This window comes from Vibrio sp. STUT-A16, assembly GCF_026000495.1.
GTDB classification, from domain to species: domain Bacteria; phylum Pseudomonadota; class Gammaproteobacteria; order Enterobacterales; family Vibrionaceae; genus Vibrio; species Vibrio diabolicus.
On the sequence record NZ_AP026765.1, the window covers coordinates 595,964 to 610,144 of the forward strand.

At 44.9% G+C, this 14,181-nt stretch carries 14 protein-coding genes; 11 read left to right on the plus strand and 3 right to left on the minus strand.

What is annotated here, in order from left to right:
- Positions 1–79 precede the first annotated feature (79 nt).
- The 6 genes from OO778_RS02895 to luxS all read left to right on the plus strand — a co-directional run bounded on the left by OO778_RS02895 (position 80) and on the right by luxS (position 7,296).
- On the plus strand, positions 80–1,030 hold the full coding sequence (locus tag OO778_RS02895; RefSeq protein ID WP_264910664.1) for an NADP-dependent oxidoreductase: 951 nt from the start codon (positions 80–82) through the stop codon (positions 1,028–1,030).
- A complete protein-coding gene (locus tag OO778_RS02900) occupies positions 1,024–1,485 on the plus strand; it encodes a YqaA family protein (RefSeq protein ID WP_047008984.1) in 462 nt (153 codons plus the stop codon). Before OO778_RS02895 ends, OO778_RS02900 begins: the two co-directional genes overlap by 7 nt.
- 9 nt (positions 1,486–1,494) lie before the next feature.
- The gene (locus OO778_RS02905; RefSeq protein ID WP_264910665.1) at positions 1,495–4,338 is read left to right on the plus strand and encodes a pitrilysin family protein; all 2,844 of its coding nucleotides are present in this window, start codon (positions 1,495–1,497) and stop codon (positions 4,336–4,338) included.
- Positions 4,339–4,494: 156 nt separating this feature from the next.
- On the plus strand, positions 4,495–6,063 hold the full coding sequence (gshA, locus tag OO778_RS02910) for a glutamate--cysteine ligase (protein ID WP_253651603.1): 1,569 nt from the start codon (positions 4,495–4,497) through the stop codon (positions 6,061–6,063).
- Between the two features lie 63 nt (positions 6,064–6,126).
- Positions 6,127–6,693 (plus strand): hypothetical protein, encoded by a 567-nt coding sequence (locus OO778_RS02915; protein WP_012841415.1) that lies wholly within the window; start codon positions 6,127–6,129, stop codon positions 6,691–6,693.
- Positions 6,694–6,777: 84 nt separating this feature from the next.
- Entirely contained in the window at positions 6,778–7,296 is a 519-nt protein-coding gene (gene luxS / locus OO778_RS02920) for an S-ribosylhomocysteine lyase (RefSeq protein ID WP_005396698.1), read from the plus strand.
- A 104-nt stretch (positions 7,297–7,400) separates the two neighbouring features.
- Here luxS and OO778_RS02925 read toward each other — a convergent pair whose 3' ends face one another.
- The gene (locus OO778_RS02925) at positions 7,401–8,669 is read right to left on the minus strand and encodes a CNNM domain-containing protein (RefSeq protein WP_005396696.1); all 1,269 of its coding nucleotides are present in this window, start codon (positions 8,667–8,669) and stop codon (positions 7,401–7,403) included.
- A gap of 124 nt (positions 8,670–8,793) precedes the next feature.
- Positions 8,794–9,588 carry an inner membrane protein YpjD gene (locus tag OO778_RS02930; protein ID WP_047008980.1) on the minus strand — a complete coding sequence of 265 codons (795 nt, stop codon included), beginning with the start codon at positions 9,586–9,588 and terminating at the stop codon, positions 8,794–8,796.
- A 224-nt stretch (positions 9,589–9,812) separates the two neighbouring features.
- On the opposite strand from OO778_RS02930, the gene ffh reads away from it, so the two are divergent.
- The 5 genes from ffh to rplS all read left to right on the plus strand — a co-directional run bounded on the left by ffh (position 9,813) and on the right by rplS (position 13,397).
- On the plus strand, positions 9,813–11,195 hold the full coding sequence (gene ffh, locus OO778_RS02935) for a signal recognition particle protein (RefSeq protein WP_258614052.1): 1,383 nt from the start codon (positions 9,813–9,815) through the stop codon (positions 11,193–11,195).
- A gap of 209 nt (positions 11,196–11,404) precedes the next feature.
- Positions 11,405–11,653, plus strand: coding sequence for a 30S ribosomal protein S16 (gene rpsP / locus OO778_RS02940; protein ID WP_005379962.1), 249 nt, complete (start codon positions 11,405–11,407; stop codon positions 11,651–11,653).
- A gap of 29 nt (positions 11,654–11,682) precedes the next feature.
- Positions 11,683–12,231, plus strand: coding sequence for a ribosome maturation factor RimM (gene rimM, locus OO778_RS02945; protein ID WP_005379964.1), 549 nt, complete (start codon positions 11,683–11,685; stop codon positions 12,229–12,231).
- Positions 12,232–12,258: 27 nt separating this feature from the next.
- A complete protein-coding gene (trmD, locus tag OO778_RS02950; RefSeq protein ID WP_005425529.1) occupies positions 12,259–13,002 on the plus strand; it encodes a tRNA (guanosine(37)-N1)-methyltransferase TrmD in 744 nt (247 codons plus the stop codon).
- A gap of 41 nt (positions 13,003–13,043) precedes the next feature.
- The gene (rplS, locus tag OO778_RS02955) at positions 13,044–13,397 is read left to right on the plus strand and encodes a 50S ribosomal protein L19 (RefSeq protein ID WP_005379971.1); all 354 of its coding nucleotides are present in this window, start codon (positions 13,044–13,046) and stop codon (positions 13,395–13,397) included.
- A 466-nt stretch (positions 13,398–13,863) separates the two neighbouring features.
- Here rplS and yacG read toward each other — a convergent pair whose 3' ends face one another.
- Positions 13,864–14,064, minus strand: coding sequence for a DNA gyrase inhibitor YacG (gene yacG, locus OO778_RS02960; RefSeq protein ID WP_264910666.1), 201 nt, complete (start codon positions 14,062–14,064; stop codon positions 13,864–13,866).
- Between the last annotated feature and the right edge of the window lie 117 nt (positions 14,065–14,181).

Genomic DNA, 14,181 nt, shown 5'->3' on the forward strand with positions numbered 1-14,181 from the left:
TTAACTTCGGTTAACAAAATGGTTTATAGTCAAAGGGATGCTTTCGCATCCCTTTTTGTTTTCTTGCAGGGAATGGTTTATGGAACACAAACAGATCGTTATCACTGAATTTGGTGATGCCAACGTACTCGCGATTCAACATGCTTCTACACCATCACCACAGCCTGGTGAAGTCTTAGTAAAAGTCGCTTTTTCAGGCGTAAATCCTATTGATGTTAAAACTCGAGCCGGACTCGGTTGGGCAGCTGCGCAGAACAAGGATAATTTACCTTGGGTACCAGGTTACGACATCTCAGGAAAAGTGATGTCTTGTGGAGAGGGGGCATCACGTTTTAATGAAGGTGATGAGGTGGCTGGATTTACTGGTTTCCCAGTTCGAGGCGGTGGGTACAGTCAGTACGTATGTGTTCCAGAAACAGAGTTAAGTCATGTTCCTAGCTCTGTCACTTTAGAGGCTGCAGCAGCATTACCGTTGGCAGGCCAAACTGCGGCACAAGCTCTCAGTAAGACTAATGTGACTGAAAACGATCGCGTACTTATCCTCGCAGGAGCCGGTGGCGTTGGACACCTCGCGGTACAAATTGCGATCGCGACGAAAGCGGAAGTCTTTACAACCTGCAGTGAACGAAATTTAGACTACCTTGCGACGCTCGGTGCTCATGCAGTGAACTATCAATTTGCACCAGTGTCAGAACGTGTTGAAGATGTTGATGTTTTGATTGATTTAGTAGGCGGAGATGCTGCGTTAGACGCGCTTAAATGCCTGAAAGACAATGCGAGAGTCATAACCGTTCCAACCATAACAGCTGAGCTGATTTGTGAAAAAGCCAAACTCCTAGGCTTTGAGGCTAGTGGCATGTTGGTTGAACCAGATCCTGCGCAGTTAGATACCTTGTTGTACATGGTCGGCGTTGGTTTACTGAAGACTGAAATTCAACAGGTTTATCCTATGAGTGATGTAATTGGTGCTCACCAGCAGGTCGAATCAGGAAGAACCAGAGGCAAGGTGTTGCTTGATATGACATGCTAGAAGCATTTAATACGAGCTTTGAAAGTTTAGCGCTTTGGTTTTCAGATTCAGCGTTATGGGTGCTTTTCATGACCGGTTTTCTCAGTGCCACTTTGTTACCTGGTGGTTCTGAGGCGGGCTTAGTTGCCACTCTCTCATTAAATCAATATTCCGTTTCGTCAATTATTATGGTCGCCACTATCGGCAATACGCTTGGTGGCTTAACAAATTATTGGCTTGGCTTGTGGATTCCCAACAAAGCGCAAGAAGAAAAGCACGGTCATACCGCATTAAACTGGCTGTCTAAGTATGGCTATTTGGGATTGTTTTTTAGCTGGTTACCCATAATTGGAGACCCGCTGTGTTTAGCCGCAGGGTGGCTGAGAATGAAGCTTCTGCCTTGCGTGATTTTAATATTTTTAGGAAAGGCTGCTAGGTATAGCTTGCTTGCGGCCATCTATCTCGGATTATTTTAAGGAAAGTACATGAAGATGTTTTGGGTTGGCGCGTGCTCACTGTTAGTGATCACGGGCTGTGTATCAAATACGCCAGTTTCATCACTGCCGGAAGGGGTAACTTTCGTCGAGTCATCGAAAGCGGAAGAAGGCAAAGTTAAGATTCCATACCAAAAATATAAACTCGATAATGGCTTAACGGTGATCTTAGCTCCTGAAGATTCCGACCCATTGGTCCATGTGGATGTGACTTACCATGTTGGTTCGGCTCGTGAAGAAGTGGGTAAGTCTGGTTTTGCGCATTTCTTTGAGCATATGATGTTCCAAGGTTCAGAGAACGTTGGTGACCAAGAGCACTTCAGAATCATCACAGAGGCTGGCGGTACGTTAAATGGTACGACAAACCGTGATCGTACTAACTACTTTGAAACTGTCCCGGCTAACCAGCTAGAGAAAATGCTGTGGTTAGAGTCTGACCGTATGGGCTTTTTGCTGGATGCGGTTTCTCAACGCAAATTTGAAATTCAGCGTTCAACTGTAAAAAATGAGCGAGCTCAGCGTTACGATAATCGTCCTTATGGCTTAATTTGGGAGCGTATGTCTGAAGCGCTATATCCTGAAGGTCATCCGTATTCGTGGCAAACTATTGGTTATGTTGAAGATCTTGATCGTGTTGATGTGAACGATCTCAAAGCGTTTTTCTTACGTTGGTATGGCCCAAACAATGCGACTATCACGATCGGTGGGGACTTAGACGTTGAACAAACTCTTGAGTGGGTAAATAAGTACTTCGGTTCGATTCCTCGTGGGCCAGAGGTTGAAAATGCGCCGAAACAACCTGCAAAGCTGCAAGAAGACAAATACATCACGCTAGAAGATCGCATTCAACAACCGATGGTGATGATCGCGTGGCCAACAACTTACAACGGCGAAGAAAGCCAAGCGTCTCTCGACACGCTATCTGAAGTGCTAGGTGGCGGTACAAACAGCGTGCTCTACCAAGACTTAGTCAAGACTCAAAAAGCCGTCGATGCGGGCTCATTCCATGACTGTGCAGAACTGGCGTGTAACTTTTACGTTTATGCAATGGGTGACTCTGGGGACAAAGGCGACCTATCAAAACTGTACGACGAGCTTTTACAGTCACTCAATCAGTTTGCTGAAAAAGGCGTGACAGAAGATCGCCTTGAACAATTGAAGGGTAAGGCGGAAGCGGATGCTATCTTTGCATTAGAAAGCGTTAAAGGCAAAGTAACGCAGTTGGCTTCCAACGAGACATTTTTCGGCGATCCTGATCGTCTTGAGCAACAGCTTGAGCAGATCCGCGCAGTCACGCCTGCATCGGTAGAAAAAGCGTATACGGATTTTATCCAAGGTAAGAACAAAGTGACCCTAAGCGTGGTACCAAAAGGAAAAACTGACCTTGTCGTAAAACCAGCGACCTTTGTGACGCCAAAGCGTACGCTACCAGAATACGAGAAGATCACTGATGATCAATTGGCGTATCGTCGTGCGACCGATAACTTCGATCGCTCTGTGCAACCGCCTGTAGGGGAGCCAGTGAAAGCGACGATGCCTGAGTTGTACGAGCTTCATTTCAATAATGGCTCGGAATTGCTTGGTGCGGTTAGCGATGAAACACCAACGGTCATGATGCAGTTTAGTTTACCTGCGGGAACACGTTTTGTTGAAAAGGGCAAAGAAGGTCTTGCCCAGTTGACCGCAGCAATGTTGCAAGAAGGCACAACGAAACGTAGTGTCGAAGAGATTCAAGCTGAGCTCGATAAACTAGGTAGTGTCATCTCCGTGAATGCAACGGGCTACACAACAAACATCAGCGTTTCTGCTTTAGAAAAGAACTTAGAGCCGACGTTGAAAATTGTCGAAGAGATGTTGCTGTCTCCTGCATTTAAGCAAGCAGACTTCGAGCGTGTGAAGATGCAAGCGCTAGAAGGTCTTGTGTATGAGCATCAAAACCCAAGTTGGATGGCATCACAAGCGACTCGCCAGGTGCTTTATGGGGACTCTGTCTTTGCTCGACCAAAAGACGGCACGCAAGCAGGTGTTAGTGCACTAACGTTGGATGATGTCCGTGAATTCTACTCGAAGCATTACACGCCACAAAGTGCGCAAATCGTCGTTGTTGGTGACATTGACCAACAGGAAATTGAACAGCAACTGACGTTCTGGAAAAACTGGCAGGATGAAGCTGTGCCATTGTATGCACCGCAAAGCATCGCTGCATTAGGTGAGCAAAAGATCCATCTTGTTGATAAACCAGGTGCACCACAAAGTGTGGTCATGATGGTTCGTCAGGGTATGCCTTACGATGCAACGGGCGATTTTTACCTAAGCCAACTGGCAAACTTCAACTTAGCTGGAAACTTCAATAGCCGCATTAACCAAAACCTACGTGAAGACAAGGGTTACACATACGGCGCTTACGGCTACTTCTCTGGAAATCCAGAAACTGGCTCGGTTGTTTTCACCGCGCAAGTACGAGCGGATGCAACGGTTGCTTCTATCATTGAGATGGAAAATGAGCTAAATGAATACTCGCAGTCAGGAATTACTGATGAAGAGATGAAATTTATGCGTCAAGCGGTCGGTCAAAAAGATGCACTGAAATATGAAACGCCAACACAAAAAGCGGAACTTATCAGTGATATTCTTAAGTACAACCTCGATCAAGATTACTTGCAGCAAAGAAACGCTATCGTAGAAAAAGTCGATAAGCAGACTTTGAATGCACTGGCTCAAAAGTGGTTTGATCCAAATGACTATCAAATTATCGTCGTTGGTGATGCTAAATCACTGCGTCCTCAATTAGAAAAGTTGGGGAAAGACGTAGAAGAGCTTGAAATCATTCGATAGAGTACACATTTAATAGCGGAGAAACGTTTCTCCGCTATTCATCTAGATAAGCGACTTTTCGTGGGTTATTTATCTAGATGCATTAAATATCAATAACTTAGCTTACGCTTGTCCTTTGTGACAAGTGTCCTGCTCCCAATATAAGCGAACCTCATTTTGACTGATTTTGCTGCGCGACTAAAAAAAGTTGCATCAAACCCCGAAGTATTTAAGCAGTTTGGACGCGGTGTTGAGCGAGAAACTTTGCGCTATCGTCAGGATGGACATCTAGCAACAACACCTCATCCAGAGGGGTTAGGCTCTGCGTTCACAAACCAATGGATCACGACAGATTTTTCTGAATCATTGCTAGAATTCATTACGCCTGTGTCACATGAAATTCCAGAACTGATGGCACAACTGAAAGATATCCATCACTTCACGCAGACAAAAATGGGTGAAGAAAAGATGTGGCCTCTTTCTATGCCATGTTATGTCGGCTCGGAAGAGGATATTCAGCTTGCTCAGTACGGCTCTTCGAATGCAGCAAAAATGAAAACCCTGTACCGAGAAGGCCTAAAACGCCGCTATGGCAGCCTGATGCAAATCATCTCAGGTGTGCATTTTAACTTCTCGTTCCCTGAGACATTTTGGGATGCGCTATTCGGCGAGCAAGATGAACAAGCCCGCCAAGATGCTAAGTCTGATGCCTACTTTGCGCTGATCCGTAACTACTACCGTTTTGGTTGGATGATTCCGTATTTCTTCGGTGCATCGCCAGCGTTATGCGGCTCTTTTATTCAAGGTCGTGAAACCGATCTGCCATTCGAGAAAATTGGCGGCACTTTGTATTTGCCGAAATCGACGTCTTTGCGTTTGAGCGATCTGGGCTACACCAATAGTGCGCAAAGTGTACTGAAAATTGGCTTTAACAGCATTGATCAGTATCTGGATGGTTTGAGCGATGCGATTCGTCACCCATCAGAAGAGTTTGCGAAAATAGGCGTCAAAGTGGACGGTGAATACCGCCAGCTTAATTCCAATATTTTACAAATTGAGAACGAGCTATACGCTCCAATTCGCCCGAAACGCGTGTCGAAAAGTGGTGAGAAACCTTCAGATGCGTTACGACGCGGTGGGGTTGAGTACATTGAAGTTCGCTCTCTAGACGTTAACCCATTCAGCGCAGTGGGGTTGGATGAAGAGCAAGTACGATTCCTTGATCTCTTCCTGACTTGGGCGGCCTTGTCAGACTCGGATCCAATGGACAACTGTGAATTAGAGTGTTGGCGCGACAACTGGAACAAAGTCATTGTTTCTGGTCGTGAAAAAGGGCTAATGCTGCAAATTGGTTGCCAAGGTGAACGTCTATCTCTGCAAGATTGGGCGCATCGAGTTTTTGTCGAGCTGCGTCAGATAGCACAGCAAATGGATATGGCTGCTGGTGGCAGTGCATACCAAGATGTGTGTAATAAACTCGAGACATGGGTTGATAACCCAGAACTAACGATTTCAGGTCAACTATTAGAGCTGACGAAAGAGCTTGGTGGGTTAGGTAAAGTCGGCTGTGCGCTTGGCATGAAGTACCGCGAGGAAAATCTAGCTCACGGTTATCAGTACTACTCGCAAGATACGATGGAAACGGAAGTGGCGTCGTCAGTAGAAAAGCAAAAGCAAGCGGAACAAAGTGACACGCTATCTTTTGATGATTTTTTGGAAGATTACTTTGCTTATCTGAAGCAGTAGTGAATAGGTAAAGGTTGGGTGGGATTGAACATTAAACCGTTAGTAGTATCGGTACTCGGAAGCATGTTACTTGCAGGTTGTGCCACGGCACCGCCAAAGCAGCAGAATAATTTATGTGAGATATTTCGAGAGAAATCCGGCTGGTATGATGATGCCAAAGATATGGAAGAAAAGTGGGGAACCCCCATTCATGTCGCTATGGCTATCATTAAACAAGAAAGCAGCTTTCGGCACGATGCGAAACCACCCAAAGACTATTTATTGGGATTTATCCCTTGGGGACGAGTCAGCAGTGCGTATGGTTACGCTCAAGCTCAAGATCCTGCTTGGGAAGATTTCCAAGATGCGACGGGTCAGGGCGGTTCTCGTACCAACTTTGATGATTCAATGATGTTTGTCGGTTGGTATACTCACGAAACGAGGCGCCAACTAGGGATTTCGTTATGGGACCCATACAGTCAATATCTGGCTTATCATGAAGGTCGAGGTGGGTACAAGCGAGGTACTTATAAGCGAAAGCCCAGTTTGCTCAAAGTCGCTCGACGTGTTGAACAAACTGCAAAAACTTATGGCTGGCAGCTGAAGCAATGTCGTCAGGAATTGGAAGACAACAGCAGCTGGTTCTTTTAACCCACAGCCTGTTTATGTGCTGTAGGGATGAATGACATTTATCCAGTACCGAGAGGTATTGGAGTTACAATCAGGAGAGATGTAATGCCTTTACTCGATAGTTTTACCGTGGACCACACTCGCATGAATGCACCGGCAGTGCGAGTGGCGAAGACCATGCAGACCCCAAAAGGGGACACGATTACTGTCTTCGATTTACGCTTTACCGCGCCAAACAAAGACATCCTTTCTGAAAAAGGTATTCATACACTAGAGCACCTTTATGCAGGCTTTATGCGCAATCATCTAAACAGCGATTCTGTTGAGATCATCGATATTTCGCCTATGGGTTGCCGCACGGGCTTTTACATGAGCCTGATTGGCACTCCATCAGAGCAGCAAGTAGCGGATGCTTGGATTGCGGCCATGGAAGACGTACTAAAGGTAGAAAGCCAGAACAAGATCCCTGAACTCAACGAATACCAATGTGGCACGGCAGCGATGCACTCTTTAGAAGAAGCACAACAGATCGCAAAGAGCATTTTGGATGCTGGTGTATCGGTGAACAAAAATGATGAACTTGCTTTGCCTGAATCGATGCTAAAAGAGCTGCGCATCGACTAGTTGCTAAAAAACTTATCAAGAAGCATATTTATCCAGAACTAAAAAGAGCCTGACATGATCAGGCTCTTTTCTTTTTATTTCTTATCGTGAGTTGTAGATAGAGGCTATTTTTTCTTTTTAGGATAAACACGAACGAGCTTGATGCGGTTTTCTTCAATCTCAACAAGCTCCATTGGATGACCAGCCACTCTCACGCTTAAATGGCTCTCTGGAATATCTTCCAGGTGCTCCAAAATAAGACCGTTTAACGTTCTTGGGCCATCCGTTGGTAAATCCCATTTCAGGCCTTTATTGATATCTCGGATATTGGTGCTGCCTTCAATGAGGAAGCTTCCGTCACCTTGAGGACTGATTTCATCAGAAAGGCTTGGAGAAATCGAGGTCGTGAATTCGCCAATGATCTCTTCCAGAATATCTTCCAATGTCACCAAGCCAATAATGTCGCCATACTCATCAACAATCAGACCAATACGCTGTTTGTTGCGTTGGAACTTTAACATTTGCACGTTCAGTGGCGTACCTTCCGGGATGTAATAGACTTCATCCGCAGCACGTAATAGCGTCTCTTTATTGAACTCGTTTTTTTCCAGCATCAGGCGGTAAGCTTCACGCAGGCGCAGCATGCCAACCACTTCATCAATTTGGTCACGATAAAAAACAATACGTCCATGTGGTGAGTGGGTAAGCTGACGAACGATGGATTTCCAGTCATCATTAATATCGATACCGGTAATCTCATTGCGTGGCACCATGATGTCGTTCACAGTGACGTGCTCAAGATCCAAAATAGATACCAACATGTCTTGGTGTCGGCGAGGGATCAATCCGCCAGCTTCGTTTACTACGGTACGCAGCTCATCGGAACTAAGATGGTCTTCTACTGAGTGATCGGCTTTTACGCCAAGTAAACGAATAAAGCCATTCGTAATAAAGTTAACGAGCATCACCAAAGGTGATAGTAACTTCATCAATATGGTCAGTAGGATACTGCTCGCGTAAGACACACGTTCAGGGTACAGCGCTGCAATTGTTTTTGGGGTAACTTCAGCAAAAACCAATACAACCATAGTCAGTGCACCGGTCGCGATAGCGACACCTAAATCACCATACAAACGCATACCAATAATGGTCGCGATGGCGGACGCGAGAATATTAACGAGGTTGTTGCCGATAAGAATAAGACCAATCAAACGATCTGGACGGTCTAATAGCCTTTCGACTCGCTTAGCGCCTTTATGCCCATTTTTGGCTAAGTGCTTTAAGCGATAACGGTTCAGAGACATCATCCCTGTTTCTGAGCCGGAAAAGTAACCTGATATGACGATAAGACACGCGAGTAGCGCAAACAAGATACCCGTAGAGATGTCGTCCAAAACGTTGCTGTTCCTTGTAAGTATTGGGTTATATAACGGTTGAGTAAGTCCGTTAAGTCAAAGGGTTAAGGCGTACTGTATTTTATCTAGCCTAAAATATAAAGGATAGGAGCCCTAGAGCTCCTTAATTCAAGATGATTTCTTTCACAAAGCGACTGCCAAAATACGCCAGAGTTAACAGCGTAGCCCCTGCGACAGCGAACCAAGTAACTTTTCTACCACGCCAACCTTTTTGATAATGACCCCAAAGCAGTATTGAGTACACAATCCAAGCGATGAAAGAAAGAATTCCTTTATGCGCTTTACCTTGAGCAAACATGTCCTGCACAAAGACAAAGCCAGTAATGAGCGTGCCAGTTAACAATAAGTTACCGATCAAAATGATTTTGAATAGCTGACGCTCTACCATTAATAAAGGCGGCAGGTTTGGGTTAATCGCCAAAGATTTTTTTGTTTTCAGTTTGTGATCCAACCAAGCCAGCTGAAGTGCGTAGAGTGCACCGATAGTTAAAGTTGCGTATGAGAACAGCGCAAAAGAAATGTGAATGAGTAGCTTAGGGTCATTCTCTAGGTGCTTGATAAACGTGCTTGGCAAAAATGTGGCAGCAGATAAATTGATGGCAGCAAAGCTATAAACGACAGGCAATAAAAACCACAACCGATTTTTCAACATAGCAAGGCTCATGACCAGAGAAATTATAAAACTGATCAAAGAGGCTACGTTGAGAATACTAAGGTTTTGACCTGCACCATCAAAAATCAGATCACTCAAAATCCACGCATGAAAAACAAGCGCACAGGCAGCACTAGCAAACACTGTTTTTGCTTTGATTCCTGACTGCTGTGAGAGTCCGGGTATGATGGTCGCAATCGCCAAAACATAAAGTATGGCGGCCGCGATGGCTATTAAGCTATCCATGAATCCTAAATATTATTGTGCACAATGAGGAAATTATACCTTGCATTACACTTTGGGGCTACGTTATATCCGACATCAATCGTGAGAGATGAGATATTGAAATTAATAAGTTACCGCACCATATAGAAATAGAGACAAGAATAGAGCAGCGGTACGGGTATGACTCAGACCTTGGCTAATGTATACTCACACTAATTAATCGCCATTTTAGCGAAGAGACAAAGATGTTTGAGAATTTAACGGATCGATTATCCAAAACGCTGAAAAATATCAGTGGCAAAGGTCGTCTGACCGAAGACAACATTAAAGAGACCCTACGTGAAGTACGAATGGCCTTACTTGAAGCTGACGTTGCGCTTCCGGTTGTTCGTGAATTTGTTAACCGCGTTAAAGAAAAAGCGGTAGGTGTAGAAGTTTCTAAATCTCTGACTCCTGGTCAGGAATTTATCAAGATCGTTCAAACAGAACTTGAAGCCGTAATGGGTGAGTCGAATGAGGCGCTAAACCTTGCCGCTCAACCACCTGCTGTGCTTCTTATGGCGGGTCTACAAGGTGCGGGTAAAACCACATCGGTAGGTAAGCTATCTAAGCTTTTAAAAGAACGTGACAAGAAGAAAGTCTTGGTTGTGTCTGCCGACGTTTACCGCCCTGCGGCAATCAAGCAGCTTGAAACGCTGGCATCAGACATCGGTGTTGACTTCTTCCCATCATCACCAGACCAGAAGCCTATTGATATCGCCAATGCAGCGATTGACCATGCGAAGAAAAAATTCTACGACGTATTGATTGTCGATACCGCAGGTCGCTTGGCGATTGATGAAGAGATGATGGGGGAGATCAAAGATCTTCACGCAGCTATCAACCCAGTAGAAACGCTATTTGTTGTTGACTCTATGACGGGTCAAGACGCAGCAAATACAGCAAAAGCCTTTGGCGATGCGCTACCTCTTACCGGTGTAGTTCTAACTAAAGTTGATGGTGATGCTCGTGGTGGTGCGGCACTGTCAGTACGCCATGTAACGGGCAAACCAATCAAATTCTTGGGTGTCGGTGAAAAAACTGACGCGCTAGAACCGTTCCATCCAGATCGTGTTGCTTCACGTATTCTTGGTATGGGTGACGTTCTGTCTTTAATTGAAGACCTACAACGCAACGTTGACCAAGAAAAAGCAGAAAAGCTGGCGAAGAAGTTCAAAGAGAAGAAAGGTTTCGACCTTGAAGATTTCCGTGAACAGCTAGGCCAGATGCAAAACATGGGCGGCATGATGGGCATGATGGATAAGCTTCCTGGCATGTCTCAGCTACCAGACAATGTGAAAGACAAAGTCGATGACAAGATGTTCAAGCAGATGGAAGCGATCATCAGCTCCATGACAATGAAAGAACGTCAACGCCCAGAGATTATCAAAGGCTCACGCAAGAAACGTATTGCGGCTGGTTCTGGTGTGCAAGTTCAAGACGTAAACCGCTTACTAAAACAGTTCACCCAAATGCAGAAGATGATGAAAAAGATGCAAAAAGGTGGCATGAAAGGCATGATGCGCAACATGCAAGGCATGATGGGCGGCATGGGTGGAGGCGGTGGCTTCAACCCATTTGGTCGTTAATTAATCGATCACGCATAGATTCAGGGTGTTAGGTACGTCACAAACTTTAAATTCAATTTATGTTGGCGAAAAAGTAACTAAACTCCTTGCATTGCTCCGGGAGAAGAGTAAAATTCCGGAGCTTTATTTTGGCACGAGACCCCAAACTATTTAATTTCTTGAATGGTTTTTGGGGTTAATTTTATTTTTGAGAAAGCAAAGAGGACGACATGGTAACCATTCGTTTGGCACGTCACGGCGCTAAAAAGCGTCCATTTTATCAAATCGTAGTAGCGGACAGCCGCAACGCTGCAACTGGCCGTTTCATCGAGAAAGTTGGTTTCTTTAACCCAACTGCTAAAGGTCAAGAAGAAGGTCTACGTCTAGACCTAGACCGCGTTAACCACTGGGTTGGTCAAGGCGCGTCTGTATCTGACCGCGTTGCTAAGCTAGTTAAAGACGCTCAAAAAGCGGCTTAATTTTTTACTTGAAAAGTAGAAACTAGTTTATGTCGATGAAAGGTAAAGAAACAATGAGCAACGAAAAGATTGTTGTAGGCAAGTTTGGTGCTACTTACGGCATTCGAGGTTGGCTTAAGGTTTTTTCCTACACAGACAATGCTGAAAGCATTTTCGATTACAGCCCTTGGTACATTAACCAAAAGGGTAAGTGGGTTGAGTACAAAGTAGAAAGCTGGAAGCGCCATAACAAAGGTATGGTGGCTAAGCTGGAAGGCATGGATGTTCGTGAAGACGCGCATCTAATGACGAACTTTGAAATTGCTATTGACCCTGCGGTACTTCCTGAATTGTCAGAAGATGAGTTCTACTGGCGCGAATTGTTTGGGATGCAAGTTGTAACCACTAAAGGTTACGATCTAGGTGTCGTTACTGACATGCTAGAAACTGGCTCAAACGATGTTCTGGTTGTTAAAGCAAATCTTAAAGATGCTTTCGGGCAGAAGGAACGATTAATCCCGTTCCTTGAAGAGCAAGTGATCATTAATGTTGATCGCGAAGCTCAACGGATCGAAGTTGACTGGGATCCTGGATTCTAATCTCCAAAATTACAGAGCGAGATAAACATGTGGGTTGGCGTTATTAGCCTTTTTCCAGAAATGTTCCGTTCTGTTACTGATTTTGGAGTAACAGGTCAAGCGGTTAAAAAAGGTCTTTTGTCGATTGAGACTTGGAATCCTAGAGATTTTACTCATGACAAACATCGCACTGTCGATGACCGACCTTACGGTGGTGGCCCTGGTATGTTAATGATGGTTCAGCCTTTGCGCGATGCCATTCATACCGCGAAAGCAGCCTCACCGGGCAAGACGAAAGTCATCTACCTTTCTCCTCAAGGTCGCAAGCTCGACCAGAAAGGAGTGGAAGAACTGGCAACGAATGAGAACTTACTTCTGATTTGTGGTCGTTATGAAGGGGTAGATGAGCGCATCATTCAATCTGAAGTCGACGAAGAATGGTCGATTGGTGATTTTGTGATGACGGGTGGTGAGATACCAGCCATGACGTTAATCGACTCTGTCTCTCGGTTTGTTCCGGGTGTACTAGGGGATTTTGCGTCAGCAGAAGAAGACTCTTTTGCAAATGGCTTGTTAGATTGCCCTCACTATACGCGTCCAGAAGTATTGGATGACAAAGAAGTACCAGCGGTACTGATGTCAGGCAATCACAAGGACATTCGTCAATGGCGACTAAAACAGTCGCTGGGCCGAACTTGGCTTAGAAGACCAGAGCTCCTGGAAAACCTAGCTCTGACTGACGAACAGGAACAATTACTTGCTGAGTTCATTAGTGAACATAACGCAAAGTAACCTAATTTATTTAGTATCAGTTTATTCTAGGAATTTAAAAAATGAGTAACATCATCAAAGCTCTTGAAGAAGAGCAAATGAAATCAGACCTACCTAAATTTGCACCAGGTGACACTGTTGTAGTTCAAGTTAAGGTAAAAGAAGGTGACCGTGAGCGTCTACAGGCTTTCGAAGGCGTTGTAATCGCAATCCGTAACCGTGGTCTACACTCTGCTTTCACTGTACGTAAGATCTCTAACGGTGAAGGTGTTGAGCGTACGTTCCAAACACACTCTCCAATCGTTGATAGCATCGAAGTTAAACGCCGTGGTGCAGTACGTCGTGCCAAGTTGTACTACCTACGTGAGCGTTCTGGTAAGTCTGCTCGTATCAAAGAGAAACTTGCTAAGAAGTAATGCTATAACTAGCGTTCTCATCTTAAACGGAGTCCTTTTAGGGCTCCGTTTTTTTATTTGTGTAATTAGCTTGCTCGTTTCTTTTCACCCGACCTGCACTGTCGATGCTCATGCACTGACGTACACTCCGCGCCTCAGCTCTGCTGTGAGTAGATTCCTGATGCCGCTATGGCTCCTCGGATTGACAGGAAATGATGGTCAAAGATTGCAGAGTACCGTGGTTAAAATTCGTCATTCTGGACAGCGACGAAGGAGCGTGATTCAGAATCTACTAGTCGAGCATGCAATTGTTTAAGTTGTTAGCTTCATCCTTGCTATGAGTAGATTCTTGATGCCGCTATGGCCCCTCGGAATGACAGGAAATGATGGTCAAAGATTATAGAGTACCGTGGTTAAAATTCGTCATTCTGGACAGCGACGAAGGAGCGTGATTCAGATTCCCCAAGAAGGAGCCTAGGATATTCCTTTACCCTAGAGCTTCAATTAATACTGGTCTATCACTGTCGGACATATCAGGGGCGCCTGGGATGGTGTTTTCTTCATCTGCCCATTCACCAAAATCAATCATTTGGCATTGTTTACTGCAGAAAGGGCGATGAGGACTTTGTTCTCCCCATTCTACGTCGGCGCCACATTGTGGGCATTGAACGATGGTAATTTTAGACATAGTTGAGCGTCCCATTACTAATTGGTGTTAAAGGGTAGTATACCTAAATGAATTCAAGATGGCTTATTCAACGCGCTATTGCTGCTACGAAATTTTATCCAATATACGCACAATAAA